The following is a 16,820-nucleotide window of genomic DNA, read 5'->3' on the forward strand; positions in this document are numbered from 1 at the left end:
TTAGTGTAATCCTTTCTCATGCGTGATGGCTTCAACTTCCTTCAACGCTTCTTCACTCAACTGGTCAAGGGTATTGTTTGCGATATAGGAATACACGCCACACAGTAGGAAAGATAAAACAATAATTCCTAAGCCTAGTGGAATACCCCATGTCGTTACACCACCACTAAATGAACTCATTAAAAATTCTTTGTTGTAGCCAACAAGTAGCATAAAGCCTACATAAAGCACTAACATAATGATTGTGAGCGTCCAGCTTAATGCACTTTTTTTCTTGACCATCTTTTGAAACTTTGGATTGCGTAGAATCTGTTCTACTTGGCTCTGATCCATAACCAAACTCCTTGCCTGTGCCCAACCTTGGTCACTTTTTTAATAGTAGTTTCTCATTATTAAAATTAGCAAAATAACGTGTAATTCGTAACTTAGACTTTGGTCGTTAAAATTTAATCAATTTATAGCTTTGTTTCTGCTTGCGGTATGATAGGCGCAAGGTTTTAATCATGTAGGTCATATGAACAGCTGGCTGATTATTGGGGTACTCACTCTTTATATAGCACTCTTATTCATTTGTGCTTTTTTTGGCGAGAAGCATGCTAGTCGCCTGAGTACACGTGGCCGGATGTTCTTGTTTAGTTTGACCTTAGGTGTTTACTGTTCATCTTGGACATTTTATGGTGCAACCGGAGCTGCCGTCCGAGAAGGCGTCATTTTCTTACCTATTTATTTAGGTCCGCTGTTATTTGTCTGGTTTGGTTACGATATCTGGCGACGTTTAGGTCGAGTACGTCAGCACCACGCGATTTCCTCAATTGCTGACTTTGTTGCTGCACGTTATGGCAAAAGCGGCGTATTGGCATCGCTGGTTACGATCTTGGCAGTTATTGCGATTATTCCCTACCTCGCCCTACAGTTACGTGCAATTGCCTTAAGTACATCAGTCATATTGGAGCAAAATGCTCATATTCATACGACTACCAATAGCGTATTGCTATTAACTAGTGTCCTTGCGATCTTGGCCATGATTTTTGGCACAAGGCAGATTGCGAATACCGAACAGCATGGCGGCCTCATGTTAGCGGTGGCATTTGAATCTTTTGTAAAATTATTCGCCCTAATCTGTGTCGCTTTATTTTTTATTTTTGAAGCACCCGCGAACTTAGTACAAGTCTCAGCCGACGTAAACCAAACCTTTCAAGAAGTTCAGTTATTTGGGGTGCCTGAAACTTTCTGGATTCAGACATTATTGGCAGGTCTGGCAATAATCTGTTTACCCCGCCAGTTTCATGTGGCTGTTGTCGAATTACGCGATGAAAAGCACATTCGCGGTGCACGTAAATGGTTTGCGGCTTATCTCATTCTAACAATTTTAGCAATTATCCCAATTGCAAGCTGGGCCTTGCATGCAGCGCCAAAATTCCTAACAGTGCCTGATGTGGCAGTACTCTCATTACCCCTGAGTTATAACCAAGAGTGGTTAGCCCTACTGGCCTTTTTAGGTGGGTTCTCTGCATCAACAGGCATGTTACTGGTTTCATCTGTTGCCCTGTCTATCATGCTCAGTAATGACTTGATTATGCCTGCCCTGTGGCGCTTCAAGTTGCTTTCACGACATGACAAACATCTACCTAAAGTTCTTAAATTCAGCCGTCGTATTAGTATTGTCGCGGTGATGCTACTTGGCTTTTTATTCTTCCATTTCTTTAATGATATTAACCAGCTTTCAGTATTTGGTTTATTAGCGTTTAGTGCGGTTGCTCAATTTGCTCCTGCACTAATTGGTGGATTGTATTGGCGAGGTGGAAGTCGCCAAGGCGTTTATGCAGGTCTTATTGTTGGATTCTTAATGTGGAGTTACACATTACTATTTCCAACCATCTTACGTAGTTTGCCGGAAGCCTATCAAGAAACAGCCCAAAGTATTTTGCTTTTTGGTCCTTTGGGAATTAATGCATTACGTCCAGAATCACTTTTTGGCTTTGAGTCATTTGCTCCACTTACACACGGCGTTATTTGGTCGCTTGGTTTAAATATTGTTTTATATATTTGGATTTCTAAAATTTACCGCCCAAGTGTGGCAGAACAAATTCAGGCAGAAAGCTTTTTTTATTACGAAACTAAGCCCCTGCCATCTCCCCATACCTCTACCGATTTAACTTATTTACCGCACGATGCTGCACGTTTAAAAGTAGGCGATTTATTTGCGCTTGCTAAAAGAATTACGGGTGAGCAACCCACAACACAAGCGTTCGAGAACTTTTGTGAACAAAATCATCTCACGCTTAACCCGAATAGTATCGCCAATGGCATGTGGTGGCGGTTCACCGAGCAATATCTTGCGGGCATTATCGGGGCCGCTTCTGCACGTACATTACTTACCACAGCAATGATTAATAATGGTTTGGCATTAGGCCAAGTCGCCAATATTTTAGACCAAGCCTCGCAATGGCAACGTTTCAATCAAAACTTGCTGATGACCATGATTGACCACATGACCCAAGGGGTAAGTGTGGTCGATAAAAACATGTGTTTGGTGGCTTGGAATAACCAATATTTAAAACTGTTTGGCTACCCTAAAGATTTAGTTTATGTGGGTTGTCCAATTGCCGATCTGATTCGTTATAACGCTGAACGCGGCGAATGCGGCCCCGGTTCAGTCGAAGAACATGTTCGCAAACGTTTACACTGGATGAAAGTCGGAAGTGCGCATGAATTTGAACGAATCCGTAAAGACGGACGCGTTATTCAAATGCGTGGTAATCCTATTTCAGGTGGGGGCTTTGTAACTACCTTCGCCGACATTACAGCTTTCCGTGCGAATGAGGCAATACTTGAGGCACGCGTAAAAGACAGAACCCAACAACTTGCCGATGCCTTAACCGAGCAACAGCTTGCGCGCGAACAAGCCGATATGGCCAATATGTCAAAAAGCCGCTTTATTGCTGCGGCAAGTCATGACTTATTACAACCTATGCACGCTGCCCGTCTGTTTAGTACTGTTCTTGAACAAAGCATTGCAACTGAAGAAGACCGTCAGACTCTACAGCAACTTGACCGTGCTTTGTATGGTGCAGAAAGTATGCTCTCTGCCCTACTAGATATTGCGCGTTTGGAAGGCGGCACCATACAACCAAAAAGACAGCCTTATCCTCTGCACGATTTATTAAGCGACCTCGAACTACAGTTTAAGTCGATTGCTGCACAACGAAATATTTCATTAAAAGTTCATGATGTATCGTTCTGGATTGACACAGATCCACAGTGGATACGACGCATTATTCAAAACTTTGTGAGTAATGCACTGCGTTATACAGCCAAAGGCCGAGTGATTGTTGGTGTATTACGTTCAGCACAAAAACCTGGACACATTCGAATTGGTGTCTGGGATACAGGTCCCGGAATTGCCGAAGAGCAACGTATTAAACTATTTCAAGAATTCGAACGCTGTGGGCATTTATCACCTTGGGGCGAACAAGGTTTAGGTTTGGGGCTTGCTATTGTGCAGCGTATGACGGGTTTGTTGAATTATCCAGTCCATGTCTATTCACAACTCGATAAAGGCTCCTGCTTTATGATTGAGGTTCCAGTGGTAGAAGCTCCAAAAGTGATAACCCCAACCGTACAGGCAGTACCTTTAAAAACCAAAGCCTATCGGATTTTATGTTTAGACAATGATGAAACCATTCTTGAGGGTATGAGCAGCTTATTAGGTCGATGGGGTTATGAGGTTTTTAAAGCCACTGAACCTGAACAAGCACTTGAAATTATTCAAAAAGAGAATATTCAGGTCTGGCTTATCGATCAGCATTTAAACAACAACCAACTCGGTGTCGATTTTATTTTGCAAAATCGTCAATATGATGTTCCTGTTGCTTTAATTACTGCTGACTCTCATCCTGAGTTACCTCAACAATTGAAAGAACTGAATATTGTTTTACTCAAAAAACCGCTTAAACCAGCTTCTCTAAGAGCATGGCTATCGGGTCTTAAAATTGCCAGCGAGACAGATTAATTTTTTTCTCCCAAACCTTTTAATAAGTTTGGGAGAGATTTTTGGCAAAAATTATTGGTCTAATTTAAGCCAATAGGCAGAACTGCTCAAAAAGTCTACTTTTGTTGATTAAATAATTGGCCAAACTTTCCAATAGCCCTTTTTCTATGGCAAAGCTCACCTTTTTTGTAAGTGAACACTTGTATACTTAGTTACAATTTCATAAGCTTCTGTTTTTTAAAATTATAATTAGATAAAAACAACCATATACGACTTTAGTCGTATTCTACTTGCATTCTTCATGACACATAAATATTCAAAACCAATTTATTCTATGTACAGCTATTTTTATAACCCATTTCCATATTAAGCACCCCTGCTCACGAATTAATGCAAAGGACAATTGCCATGAATATTTCTGATAACAGCCCGCAAGGCCAACTTTCGTCTCAACAGTTTTATCGTCAATACAGTGCCAATGCTTTACTTCCTGAACTAGATTGGCAAAGTATTTTCCCTCACAGTAAGCTCAATGAAGCCCATATCAAAGCGTTAAATACAATTTATCAGTGCGCCGTCCCCCTCGCACTTAATGTATTTCATGATCTAAATTTTGATGTATTTGCACCTGCGGCTTATCATCCGCAAGGTTTAGGTTTATTTGATAAATTGGCACAACAAGAAGAAAATTTCTTAAAAGTTCTTAGCGCTGAAAGTGAAAATCTTGACCATGACACACGTCATCAAATCTGGAGCATGCTACTCCGTGGCGGCGCTGTACTCGTTTTCAAAGCTTGGCTTGGCCATGTCAAACTCGGCGAGAATCAGTTAGATATGACTCAGTTTGATGAATTATCGGATTTACTCTTTATTAAAACGCATCCAGATCAACTTGCTGAACGACTCCATGTTGATGAAAAAGCAAAACTCGACCATATCTTCTTGATGTATGGCAATGATATTTTTCTTGATCGCTTCAACAGTCTAGAAACAGCTGCTTTATTTGTTGATTTAGGCGTTTATGATGCAGCCTTCTTAAGCCTACGCGATGACCGCGTGGCTGAATATTTAAAAATGAAAGGCTATGTGACTCAAGAACAAATTGATGATTTGCAATGCGCACTTAATCCATTGTACTGCGACAGCCTAACACCAAAGCAAGATTGCCTTGCTTAAGTGGCACACATAAAAAAGACCTCAATCGAGGTCTTTTTTTAGATTTTCTTATCTTCAATATTTAATGCACTAATGGCCAATACGGCTTTTGTACGGGTTTTCACACCTAATTTTTTAAAGATAGCCGTTACGTGAGCTTTAATCGTTGCTTCTGAAACATCGAGCTCATATGCGATTTGTTTATTTAACAAACCTTCCGCAACCATCATCAAAACACGGAATTGCTGAGGTGTTAGAGATTGAATACGTTCAGCTAAAGCCGTTTCATCTGCTGCTCTCGGGTCAAGGTTAAGATTAGATGGCAAGTTAGGTGGCAACCAGATATCACCCTCTAAGACTTGACGAATCGCTTCGCCAATATGACTTGGATGAGCCGACTTAGGAATATAACCCATCGCACCATGAGCGATTGCACGCTGAATGATTGAAGTTTCTTCATGTGCAGAAACAACAATAATCGGAATAGATGGATACTGTGCTCTTACATAAACCAGAGCCGAAAAGCCTGAAGCACCCGGTAAATTTAAATCGAGTAATACTAGATCAGGTTCTGCCCCATTTTCCAAACGCTCATAAAACTCATCAACCGAGGCTGTTTCATGAATTTGTGCCTGTGGCAGGCTATAACGTACTGCTTGAATTAAAGCATGACGAAACAAAGGATGATCATCAACGATTAAAATATTCATAAGCGATTAAAGTAATCTTGAGCATAAGTATGGCCTATTGTAACCCTACTATTTAGATGAAAGATACGTTCATCTTATCCATTTTTATGCAAAATGTTGATAAATGCAGAACTTAGCCAAGATTTTGAGATGTTTTTTAACTTTTAATCAAAATTAATCTGTTTTTTATATAAGCTTCCTTTTTATTATAAAAAATATATCACCTATAATTATATAAAATAAAAACAGCAACTTAATAAAAAATCAAAGTATAAAAATCCACTATTTATCTTTTATATTTAAAACTGATAAGGTTGACCAATTTCGTTATTTTACAGTTCACCGTCATTGTTGATTAATAAGTCCAATCTCTTGTTTTAGGCTTAGGAACCAAATTATGACTGGTATCACATCACCAAAACCTTTAAATATCGTTGCTGTTTCTGGTGGCTTAAATACCCCATCTAAAACGGAAAGTCTGGTTCAAGCCATTCTTGATGAATTATCAGAAGCAATCGATATTAAAGTTCACTTTATTAAATTAAGCGAAATCGGACCTCTATTAGGCGGCGCATTTTATCGCAACCAACTTCCACAGCGCGTACAAGATGACCTTGCAGCAGTTGAAGCAGCAGATGCTTTAATTGTAGGTACACCCGTTTACCGTGCATCTTTTACAGGTCTTTTCAAACATTTCTTCGATTTTGTTGAACAGACTGCTTTAGTCGATGTGCCTGTACTTTTAGCAGCATCAGGCGGTAGTGATCGTCATGCACTCGTACTTGAACATCAACTACGTCCATTATTCAGTTTCTTTCAAGCACAAACTTTACCAATTGGCGTATATGCGACAGATCGTGACTTTACCCCTGAATATACGGTGAAAAGCGAGCAATTATCAGATCGTATTACGTTAGCAGTAGCACGCGCATTACCAATTTTAGAATGGGCGCCAGCGAAGGGTAAACGTGCTGAAGTAGTTAAACCTAAATCTCAGCAAGCAAATCAAGAGCTTGGTATTAACAAGCAAATTGAGCAAGAAGAAGTATTGCCTTCAGCGGCTGTACCAGACCTTGATGCGGCAGAATCTCGTTTGCATCACAAGTCTGGCAAATCATTAACGCATGTTGCCTAAATGCAATATCGCTAAATAAAAATAACGAATGGGGAGAGTGAACCATGACGCAATTACAACAACCAATTAAATTTGCTTATTGGGTACCAAACGTAAGCGGTGGCCTTGTAGTGAGTAACATCGAACAGCGTACAGACTGGAGTTATGACTACAATGTTCGACTTGCACAGGCTGCCGAAAACAATGGTTTTGAATATGCGCTCACCCAAATTCGTTTTACGGCTGGGTACGGGGCAGAAAACCAACATGAATCGGTAAGTTTCAGTCATGCATTACTAGCAAAAACTGAAAAATTAAAGGTCATCGCGGCTATTCTGCCCGGCCCTTGGAAACCGGCACTTGCCGCTAAACAACTTGCAACGATTGATTATTTAACTCAAGGCCGTATTGCGATTAACGTAGTGAGTGGTTGGTTCAGAGGCGAGTTTGATGCCATTGGTGAAGAGTGGCCTGAGCATGATGAACGTTATGTTCGCTCCGAAGAATTTATTCGCACACTAAAAGGAATCTGGACCACCGATAACTATAGTTTCGATGGTAAATACTATCAGTTTCAAAACTACACACTTAAACCAAAACCTCTGCAAAAGCCTTATATTGAAGTGTTTCAGGGCGGCAGTTCACGTGCTGCACGTGACATGGCGTCTCGCGTATCTGACTGGTATTTCACTAACGGTAATACGGTAGAAGAAATTCAAAAACAAGTCGAAGATATTCGTACTAAAGCAAAAGCCAATAATCACCATGTCAAAATTGGGGTAAATGCTTTCATTATTGCTAGAGATACCGAAGAAGAAGCAAAAGCGGTACTTAAAGAAATTATTGATAAAGCCAACACTGAAGCCGTAAATGCATTTGGAGATGCTACACGTGAAGCAGGTGCTGCTTCACCAGAGCAACAAGGTAACTGGGCAAAATCAAGTTTTGAAGACTTAGTGCAATACAACGATGGCTTTAAAACCAATTTAATTGGTACACCACAACAAATTGCTGAGCGTATTGTGGCACTTAAAAATGTAGGGGTTGATTTGATTCTTTCCGGATTTTTACATTTTATTGAAGAGGTGGAATATTTCGGAGAAAAGGTTCTACCACTCGTTCGCCAGCTAGAACTTCAACAGGAGAAGGAGGTAGAAATCCAAGCTAAATCAGCCTAAAAAACCCCAGTTAAAACAGCGCAAGATAATAAAAACAATAAATTAAAAATAAAGAATTTATTGGCTCCAAGACTCGGCTTGGAGCCTTTATTTTTTAGGATTTCTCGACTTCTCGAATCACAGTTTCAACTGAGTAACGGCACCATTTTGAAAGTTTCTCGATAAATTCATTTAAGGCAGCGGGTTCAAAATGGCTGACAATCATATAGCAAGCATTGCCCATGACTTTAAAGCATTCATCGATTTGTTCGTATTGCTTCACTAAATTTTCAATTTCTTCAAATGCGCGTTGTTCATTTAAATGCAAATGAATAAATTGTTTATGCGAATATTGCACAGCAATAGTGTAGTTTTTGATAACCCCTGCATCCATTAACTGAGCAATTCGAGCACCCACCGCCTGTCCTGTTCGATGGACGCGCTGCCCAATGTCTTTATTTGTCAGACGAGAATCTTGTTTGAGTAATGCAATAATTTTTAGATCAATCGGGTCTAATTCAATATTCATTTTTCATGGCGAAAGAAAACTGGCGGTAATGCTTTCATCTGACTATAGCCGATTTTTCAAACAGAGAATAATCTTGTTTTATCTCATATCAACAAGAGTAATCTCATGAAACAAGCACTATTAGTTATCGATGTTCAAAATGATTATTTTAAAAATGGCAAAATGGAATTGGTTGGGCCAGATCAAGCGCTAGAAAAAATAAAGCAGCTCGAACAATATTTTAACGAGAAAAACTTGCCCATCATTTATGTGCAGCATATTAACCCGCCACAAGCGAGTTTCTTCCAAGAAAATACAGATGGGGTTTTACTTCACCCTGAACTCAGTGCTGGCAGTGATTCATTAATTGTGACAAAGCATTATCCAAATAGTTTTTTAGAAACCAATTTAGATGAGCTTTTAAAAGCACATCAAATTGAGCAACTCGTGATTACAGGCATGATGACGCATATGTGTATTGACTCAGGGACACGTGCAGCCAAAGAACTTGGCTATCAACCCATCTTAATTGCAGATGCAACCGCAACTCGCGATTTAAGCCATGACGGAAAAACTGTAAAAGCTGAAGACGTACAAACTGCTTTTTTAACTGCGCTGAGTACGTTTGCAAATGTAGAAAATACTGCTGACTTTTTAGCAAGCTTTTAATAGAAAGCAATAAAAAAGCCCCAGATGGGGCTTTCTTAAAATTAGTTTTGCTTATCAGGATAAACTGTTGCAATTAACTGATCTACCACAGCAGGTTCAGCCAAGGTTGAAGTATCACCTAAACTATCTAACTCATTCGCTGCAATTTTTCTTAAAATACGGCGCATGATTTTACCGGAACGGGTTTTCGGTAATGATGGAGCCCAATGCAGCGCATCTGGCGAAGCTACTGGCCCTAGTACTTTACGTACCCAGTTGATTAACTCTTTACGCAGTTCTTCCGACTCTGGAACCCCTGCCTGTAAAGTCACGAAAGTACAAATACCTTGTCCTTTAATATCATGAGGCATGCCCACCACTGCTGCTTCTGCGACTGATTCATGCGAAACAAGAGCACTTTCAATTTCAGCTGTGCCCAGACGATGACCTGAAACGTTTAAGACATCGTCAACACGACCTGTGATCCAGTAATAGCCATCTTCATCACGGCGAGCACCATCACCCGTAAAATAAGTATTTTTAAAGGTCGAGAAGTAAGCTTCAATAAAGCGGTCTGGGTCACCCCAAATGGTACGCATCTGGCCTGGCCATGAATCTTTAATCACAAGGTTACCTTCAACCGCACCCTCTAGCTCATTACCCTCACCATCTACAATGGCAGGTTGGACCCCAAATAACGGACGTGTTGCTGAACCCGGTTTTAAAGCTGTTGCACCCGGCAATGGCGCAATCAAAATACCGCCTGTTTCGGTTTGCCACCATGTATCAACAATCGGGCAGCGGCCTTCACCAACAACGTTGTAGTACCAGTTCCAAGCTTCAGGGTTAATAGGTTCACCGACCGAACCAAGTAAACGCAGGCTGCTACGGTTACTTTCGCGTACAAACGAATCACCCTCTCGCATCATGGCGCGAATTGCGGTTGGAGCTGTATATAAGATAGAAACTTTATGTTTATCGACTACGTGACCAAGACGTGCCCATGTTGGGTATTGAGGCACGCCTTCAAACATTAAGGTCGTGGTACCATTTGCTAGCGGTCCATAAATTAGATAACTATGTCCTGTAATCCAACCGATATCGGCTGTACACCAATACACATCATCTTGTTTTAAATCGAAGACCTCTTTAAAGGTACTGGTTACATAAACTAAGTAACCGCCTGTCGTATGCAACACACCTTTCGGTTTACCTGTAGAGCCCGATGTATAAAGAATAAATAAAGGGTCTTCTGCCTTCATTGGTTCTGGAGGACAGTTTGCATCAACCTCCATAATAATGAGGTGATACCACAAATCACGGCCCGGCTTCATTTCAATCGGGTTTGCATTACGGTAAACCACAATCACATTTTCAACACACTCAGTACCCGGCAATGCTAAAGCCAAATCAACATTTTCTTTGAGTGGTAATAGTTTTCCGGCACGTAGACTTGAGTCAGCGGTAATCACCAGTTTAGCTTGGCTGTCTTCAATACGACTTGCTAAAGAATCTGGCGAGAACCCACCAAATACCACACAGTGAACAGCACCAATACGGGCACAGGCTAACATGGCAATTGCAGCTTCTGTCACCATTGGCATATACAGTACAACGCGGTCACCTTTACCAATGCCATATTTCTTTAAAACGTTGGCAAAACGGCAGACTTCATCGTGTAATTCTTTATAAGAAACGATTTTATGACGAGAAGGATGGTCCCCTTCCCAAATAATTGCAGGCTTATGTGGATGTTCTTTAAGATGCCTGTCTAGGCAGTTTGCTGACACGTTCAACTCACCATCAGCAAACCATTCAATTTTGAAATTGTCTTTGTCAAAACTGGTATTTTTAACTTGGGTAAATGGCTTTATCCAATCGACAATTTTAGCTTGCTCTGCCCAGAATTCATCTGGGTTCTCGATAGAGTGTTGATAACGTTTAAAGTAGTCTGCTTCAACAGTACGAGCTGTTTTTTTAAATTCCTCTGGTACTGGATAGATCTCATTCATACGCAACTTCCTTGATCTTGTGCATCCCATCTCGAGACTGTGGCTATTATTTTACTGGATCTTATTTGCATGCCTTTGCAGTATGATGACTCTTTCAAAGCCTAGACAATGCGACTTTGGTCATATATTAACCACTTACTCAAGCATACGAAATTATGAACATTTTTATAAAATTAAGTTGATTTAAAACATTTGTCTATAGCTTTTACTTTTATAATTTTTTCAATATTTGATGGTTTTGATCATCAACAAAGATTATTTTGTCTCTCATATGCAACCTAGGAATAAAATAATATGTTTGCCCAAACAACTTCCTCACGCCCACCACAGCTGCCTTTAAAAGATAGCCCTTTTTCAATTCATGGCCGTTTTAACCGTATGAGTTATTTAGGTGGATATGGACTGATTTATTTAGTCACAATCGTGGGTTATTTTATTCTGGCCTCCTTTCTTGGAAGTTTTCAGCTTTCAAGTAATTTATTTAATTTTGAGTTTTATAGCTCTCTTTCTGGCCTCAGTGCTTTGGTGGTATGGGCTTTTTGGCTATTCCTGATTTATTTAAATGTTGTTCTCGTCGTGCGACGTTTGCATGATCTAAATAAAAGTGGTTGGATGGGATTACTACTATTCATTCCAGTTGTTCAGTTCTTTTTTATGATTTATTTACTACTTGCCTCAGGTACACCAGGTCCAAATCAATATGGTCCATCTCGACCATCAACGTTCATAGAAAAGTTAATGGCTTGGTTTATTTTATTCGCTATTTTAATTAGCCTTATTTCTACCGCAGGCTTTTTTTACTACTTCTCTGGTACCGATACTATTCAAACCCCGTCACAAATCTTACAAAAAGGAACGGAATACTTTTAATTAAAAAACACTTTATTATTCAGATGAACTCATTATAGTAGGCGCACATTTTATCTCCTACTATAATGAAGGCCGATCATCGCTTTCATAATTTTTTAAAATAGAGACTTGTCGTGGCTGATGAACAAAAATCCTTAACGGATGTTGCAAAAAATACAGGCGAACTTTTGCAAGAAGCAGGTACTAAAACCACTCAAACGGTTTTAGCCCATACCGAAAAGTATCATGATGCCTATACCACCATTGATAAAATCGTGGATAGCTTCTGGGAACGTGTGCCTTATATTTGTATTGCGATTATCGTTTTTATTATTTTTTGGCTACTTACCAAATTATTTAAGTTCTTTGTTCGTAAAACCTTAGAAAATCGCTCTTATACGCGCCAAAACCTAGTGTTGGTTCTAAACCGTGTAGGAAGTACGACAATTTTATTTTTTGGATTCTTAATTGCACTTGTCATCATGATCCCGGGTTTTACCCCAGGACAACTTATGAGCGCATTAGGGATCGGTTCGGTCGCAATTGGTTTCGCATTTAAAGATATTTTCCAAAACTTGCTTTCAGGTATTTTGATTTTATTGAGCGAACCGTTCCGTATTGGCGATTCAATCGTGGTCAATTCACTTGAAGGAACTGTTGAAGATATTCAAATTCGTGCAACATTCTTACGTTCACCAGATGGCCGTCGTATTGTTATTCCAAATGCAACTGTTTATACAAGTGCATTAACTGTAAATACTGCCTATCAACAACGACGTTGTGAGTTTGTAGTTGGCATTGGATATGACGACGATGAACAAAAAGCTAAACAGATTATTTTAGATATTCTTAATAATGACCGAAATGTACTGAGTCAGCCAGCCTTCTCGGTTAACGTTACAGCTTTAGCAGATTTCTCGGTTAATCTGACTGTACGTTGGTGGGTTGATACCACTGAAACTGATATGTCCTCATCTACAAGCACAATTCAAGCTCAAGTAAAACAAGCTTTCAATGAGAACGGAATTAATATTCCTTACCCAATTCAGGAATTAAAAATGGCTTCAAATCAGCCACTTTTAAATCCAGAAGCATCAACTAAACAGACGACCTAAAATATAAGAAATAGACGTTTCAGTTCTTAAAATACGGTTGCCTAAGCTCACAGCTTGGCAGCCGTTTTTTGTGAGCAAATCAACTTCATAGGGAATAAAGCCGCCTTCGGGTCCAACGACTACACTGCATGCATGCGGAATATTAACTGGCATGCTCTGCTCGGCATATGGATGAGCCACATAGGCGGGACTTTCCTTTGAAATTAAGTTTGGTAGAACATCTTCAACAAAAGGTTTAAAGCGTTTATATAATTGAATTTCAGGAGCAATGGTGTCGCCTGCTTGCTCAAGCCCTAAAGTCACATAGTTATCAAGTTGTTGTAAAAATGGAGTTTGCCAATAGCTTTTATCTACCCGATAACTATGAATCAAACTAATTCTTTCAACACCTAGAGTCACACTATCCATAATTAAACGGCGTAAAACTTTGGGCCTTGGTAACGCTACGATTAAATGTACTGGAAGTTTTGCAGGTACAACTTCTTCAGTGATAGGTCGTATACAAACTTCTTGCTCATTCATCGAAACAATTTCAGTGGTATAGCGTGCACCATTACGAACACCAACTTTTAGATTTTGGCCAACCGTAATATCAAGATGTTCACGCAAATGCTGTAATTGGCGTTTTGAACGGATTGACCATAAATCTGACTGAACATCGTCAGGTTCTAGTAAAACGATATTCATGGTTTTTCGGCCAAATACCGATTAATTACGCCAATATGTTTTTGTAATGAACCTTGGTTACGCTGCAAAACTTTATGCGCCTGCTCAACCACCTGCTTTGCTTCTTCAGGCTCAGCTAAACATGCCATCCAGATTGCTACAACTTGCTCAGCGTCTTGAGCAATGAGCACACCATTTTCATCAATAAATTCATCAACAATGGTTTGGAAATTAAAGTAACGAGGTCCAATTACGGTTGGTACATTTAAAACCATAGGCTCTAAAATATTATGCCCACCACCTGGTTCATTAAGTGATCCACCCACAAAACATACCTGACTTAAGGCATACCACAACCAAAGCTCACCCATACTATCTGCCAGATAAACCTGTGTACTGGTGTGAATACTATGATTCATACTTCTACGGTGAGTAATTAAATCTAGGTTTTGGCAAATTTCAAATACTTCATCAAAACGTTCAGGATGTCGAGGCACGACAATACAAACTAAATCTGGATCTGACTTTAGATAAGGTGCAAGTGCCTGCAAAATTTGTTGTTCTTCTGGCGCATGCGTACTGGCAATTGTCAGGACTTTACGCTGTCCCAAATACCATTGTTGTTGTAATTGCTCAGCCTGATTTATAAAAGCCTCTGGCGCATGGATATCAAACTTAATATTTCCAACTACCTGACTTTTTTGTTGATCTAAACCAAGTTCTACATAACGTTGTCGAGTCGCATTATCTTGTGCCAGCACCCAGTCAATTTGTTTCAGCATTCCTGCTGTTAGACCTGAAACACGGCTATAACCTTTAGCTGATTTTTCTGATAATCGCGCATTTAATAATAAACAAGGAACCTGTTGTAGCTTGGCTTGATCAATTAAATTTGGCCAAAGCTCGGTCTCAACCAATGCTAAAAGTTTTGGCTGGTACAACTCAAAAAATTGTTTTAAAAGATGCTTTTGATCAACAGGCAAATAAACTGCTTGAAATAAATCTAAATAAGGTGCTTTTAAAAATAACGATTTGGCACGCGCCTGCCCTGTCTTCGTTGTATTAGTAACTAATACAGGTTGACCGAGTTTAAGATAATGCTCGATTAAAGGCTGGGCAGCATTGGTTTCTCCAACCGAAACAGCATGGAACCAAATTGCTCTTACATTTTTCGGAGACTCAAACGGCCCAAATCTTTCAAGACATTCCTGATTATATAATTCCTGGCTTTCTGCACGTCTTTTTATCCGCCATTGGTAAAAAGGTTTTAATAAATGGAGTGCGGTGTTGTACCAAAAAGGGGTCGCCAAGCGGTTTGCCTCAAATAGTCAAAGTTTTAAACTGGAGAAAATATAACATAGATAGAAAAAATGGCAGAGTTTCGATACCTAAACTCTACCATTACAAGAAAAGCGATTTACTAAATTCAGCAAATCATAATTTCAAAGATATTATGAAGCTTCTAGTGCTGGATAGTCTGTATAACCTTCAGCGCCTTTAGCATATAAAGTTGTTGGTTGAAGTTCATTTAATGGCAAGTCTTTTTCTAAACGCTGTAAAAGATCTGGGTTAGCAATATATGCTTTACCAAAAGATACAGCATCTGCCTGACCTTCACGCAAGATACGTTTTGCTGATTCTGGTGTTAGGTTCTCATTGGCAATCCATACACCATTAAATTTTTCGCGAAGTTTAGGACTAATACTATCAGCAGCTTCATATTCACGAGAGAAAATGAAAGCAACATTACGTTGGTTAAGTTGTTCAACTACATAACCAAAAGTTGCTAATGGGTTTTCATCTCCCATATCGTGTGAATCACCACGCGGTGCAATATGAACACCTACTCGGCCAGCGCCCCACACTTCAATAAATGCATCAATGACTTCTAATAATAAACGTGCACGGTTTTCAACAGGACCACCGTATTCGTCATCACGTTGGTTGGTATTACTTTGAAGGAACTGGTCAATCAAGTAACCATTCGCTGCGTGTAATTCAACACCATCAAAACCTGCTGCTTTAGCCAGTTCTGCTGAATGTTTGTATTGAGCAATAACTTCTTGAATCTCTTCAATTGAAAGTGCACGCGGTGTTACATACGGACGTTTAGGACGCAATAAACTCACTTCACCCGCAGGTTGGATTGCACTTGGTGCAACAGGAATATCACCATCTAAAAGTTCAGGATGCGAAATACGGCCTACATGCCAAAGTTGAGCTACAATTTTTGAACCTTGAGCATGAACTGCCTCAATAATTTTATTCCAAGCTTGTGCCTGCTCTTGTGACCATAGCCCTGGGGTGTCTGCGTAACCCACAGTTTTTGAACCAATCACTGTTGCTTCAGTCAAAATTAGACCGGCATTTGCACGTTGTTGATAGTATTCAACCATTAAATCATTAGGCACTCGGCTTTCACCACTACGCGCACGCGTTAATGGAGCCATTACCAATCGATTTTTGATTTCAAAATCACCAACCGTTAAAGGAGTATTGAGTTCAGCCATAATCGCCTCGACTTACACTTTTAATAATTTAAAGTGTTTGTTTTAAATGTTCGATATATTGCTGAATCAAAGCTTCGTTACGTGAAAAATAAGACCATTGACCATATTTTTGGACCTGAATAAGCCCCGCCTGCTGTAACACAGACAAATGATTAGACATCGTAGACTGAGCTACTTTACCCAAACGTTCAATATGACCTGCACAAACACCCTTCTCAAAACTACCACCACATTCTTCCACCGGTAAATAATGTGCAGGTTCTTTTAACCATTGCAAAATTTGCCGACGTAGAGGGTTGGAAAGGGCTTTGCTAATTGCATCAATATCCATAGGCTCAACACGTCTTTTAAACGAACAAAGCTTTGTTCAGCATTTCGAAAATATAATATCGCATTTTTTCGATAT

The 16,820-nt window shown here is 39.8% G+C and carries 15 protein-coding genes; 7 read left to right on the forward strand and 8 right to left on the reverse strand.

All coding sequences use genetic code 11. The features are described from left to right. Positions 1-333, reverse strand: coding sequence for a DUF485 domain-containing protein (locus J663_RS08250; RefSeq protein ID WP_000372818.1), 333 nt, complete (start codon positions 331-333; stop codon positions 1-3). Positions 334-514: 181 nt separating this feature from the next. Between J663_RS08250 and J663_RS08255 the strand changes: the two genes are divergently transcribed. Together J663_RS08255 and J663_RS08260 are read left to right on the forward strand one after the other, a co-directional pair. After that, a complete protein-coding gene (locus J663_RS08255) occupies positions 515-4,012 on the forward strand; it encodes a PAS domain-containing hybrid sensor histidine kinase/response regulator (protein ID WP_033849030.1) in 3,498 nt (1,165 codons plus the stop codon). 387 nt (positions 4,013-4,399) lie between these two features. Further along, the gene (locus tag J663_RS08260; RefSeq protein ID WP_005066850.1) at positions 4,400-5,167 is read left to right on the forward strand and encodes a hypothetical protein; all 768 of its coding nucleotides are present in this window, start codon (positions 4,400-4,402) and stop codon (positions 5,165-5,167) included. Between the two features lie 38 nt (positions 5,168-5,205). Here J663_RS08260 and J663_RS08265 read toward each other — a convergent pair whose 3' ends face one another. Beyond that, positions 5,206-5,856: a response regulator gene (locus J663_RS08265; RefSeq protein ID WP_033849032.1), complete on the reverse strand. Its 651-nt coding sequence runs from the start codon at positions 5,854-5,856 to the stop codon at positions 5,206-5,208. A 376-nt stretch (positions 5,857-6,232) separates the two neighbouring features. Here J663_RS08265 and msuE point away from each other — a divergent pair, with 376 nt between their 5' ends. Both msuE and sfnG read left to right on the forward strand, forming a co-directional pair. Beyond that, positions 6,233-6,970 (forward strand): FMN reductase, encoded by a 738-nt coding sequence (gene msuE, locus J663_RS08270; RefSeq protein ID WP_016142782.1) that lies wholly within the window; start codon positions 6,233-6,235, stop codon positions 6,968-6,970. Between the two features lie 44 nt (positions 6,971-7,014). After that, positions 7,015-8,127 (forward strand): dimethylsulfone monooxygenase SfnG, encoded by a 1,113-nt coding sequence (sfnG, locus tag J663_RS08275; protein ID WP_033849034.1) that lies wholly within the window; start codon positions 7,015-7,017, stop codon positions 8,125-8,127. Positions 8,128-8,221: 94 nt separating this feature from the next. Here the strand turns inward: sfnG and J663_RS08280 are convergent, their stop codons facing one another. Next, complete coding sequence (locus J663_RS08280; RefSeq protein ID WP_014207916.1) at positions 8,222-8,635, reverse strand: Lrp/AsnC family transcriptional regulator; 414 nt, start codon at positions 8,633-8,635, stop codon at positions 8,222-8,224. Positions 8,636-8,740: 105 nt separating this feature from the next. Here J663_RS08280 and J663_RS08285 point away from each other — a divergent pair, with 105 nt between their 5' ends. Further along, complete coding sequence (locus J663_RS08285) at positions 8,741-9,283, forward strand: cysteine hydrolase family protein (protein ID WP_033849037.1); 543 nt, start codon at positions 8,741-8,743, stop codon at positions 9,281-9,283. 41 nt (positions 9,284-9,324) lie between these two features. Here the strand turns inward: J663_RS08285 and acs are convergent, their stop codons facing one another. After that, on the reverse strand, positions 9,325-11,274 hold the full coding sequence (gene acs / locus J663_RS08290) for an acetate--CoA ligase (protein ID WP_033849038.1): 1,950 nt from the start codon (positions 11,272-11,274) through the stop codon (positions 9,325-9,327). A gap of 294 nt (positions 11,275-11,568) precedes the next feature. Between acs and J663_RS08295 the strand changes: the two genes are divergently transcribed. After that, positions 11,569-12,144: a DUF805 domain-containing protein gene (locus J663_RS08295; RefSeq protein WP_033849039.1), complete on the forward strand. Its 576-nt coding sequence runs from the start codon at positions 11,569-11,571 to the stop codon at positions 12,142-12,144. Between the two features lie 113 nt (positions 12,145-12,257). Next, positions 12,258-13,238 carry a mechanosensitive ion channel family protein gene (locus tag J663_RS08300; protein WP_017402841.1) on the forward strand — a complete coding sequence of 327 codons (981 nt, stop codon included), beginning with the start codon at positions 12,258-12,260 and terminating at the stop codon, positions 13,236-13,238. On the opposite strand, the gene J663_RS08305 is transcribed toward J663_RS08300, so the two are convergent. The 4 genes from J663_RS08305 to J663_RS08320 form a co-directional block, all read right to left on the reverse strand. Continuing rightward, the gene (locus J663_RS08305) at positions 13,218-13,925 is read right to left on the reverse strand and encodes a 16S rRNA (uracil(1498)-N(3))-methyltransferase (RefSeq protein WP_033849041.1); all 708 of its coding nucleotides are present in this window, start codon (positions 13,923-13,925) and stop codon (positions 13,218-13,220) included. The two genes, J663_RS08300 and J663_RS08305, sit on opposite strands and share 21 nt — an antisense overlap. After that, positions 13,922-15,214, reverse strand: a complete 1,293-nt coding sequence (locus J663_RS08310; protein WP_033849042.1) for a 3-deoxy-D-manno-octulosonic acid transferase — start codon at positions 15,212-15,214, stop codon at positions 13,922-13,924. The genes J663_RS08305 and J663_RS08310 overlap by 4 nt, the downstream gene beginning before the upstream one ends. A 141-nt stretch (positions 15,215-15,355) precedes the next feature. Next, entirely contained in the window at positions 15,356-16,414 is a 1,059-nt protein-coding gene (locus J663_RS08315) for an alkene reductase (RefSeq protein WP_033849044.1), read from the reverse strand. Positions 16,415-16,442: 28 nt separating this feature from the next. Then, positions 16,443-16,745, reverse strand: coding sequence for an ArsR/SmtB family transcription factor (locus J663_RS08320; protein ID WP_002121891.1), 303 nt, complete (start codon positions 16,743-16,745; stop codon positions 16,443-16,445). Positions 16,746-16,820 lie beyond the last annotated feature (75 nt).

Source organism: Acinetobacter sp. 826659, from assembly GCF_000588515.1.
In the GTDB taxonomy this organism is placed as follows: Bacteria; Pseudomonadota; Gammaproteobacteria; order Pseudomonadales; family Moraxellaceae; genus Acinetobacter; species Acinetobacter pittii.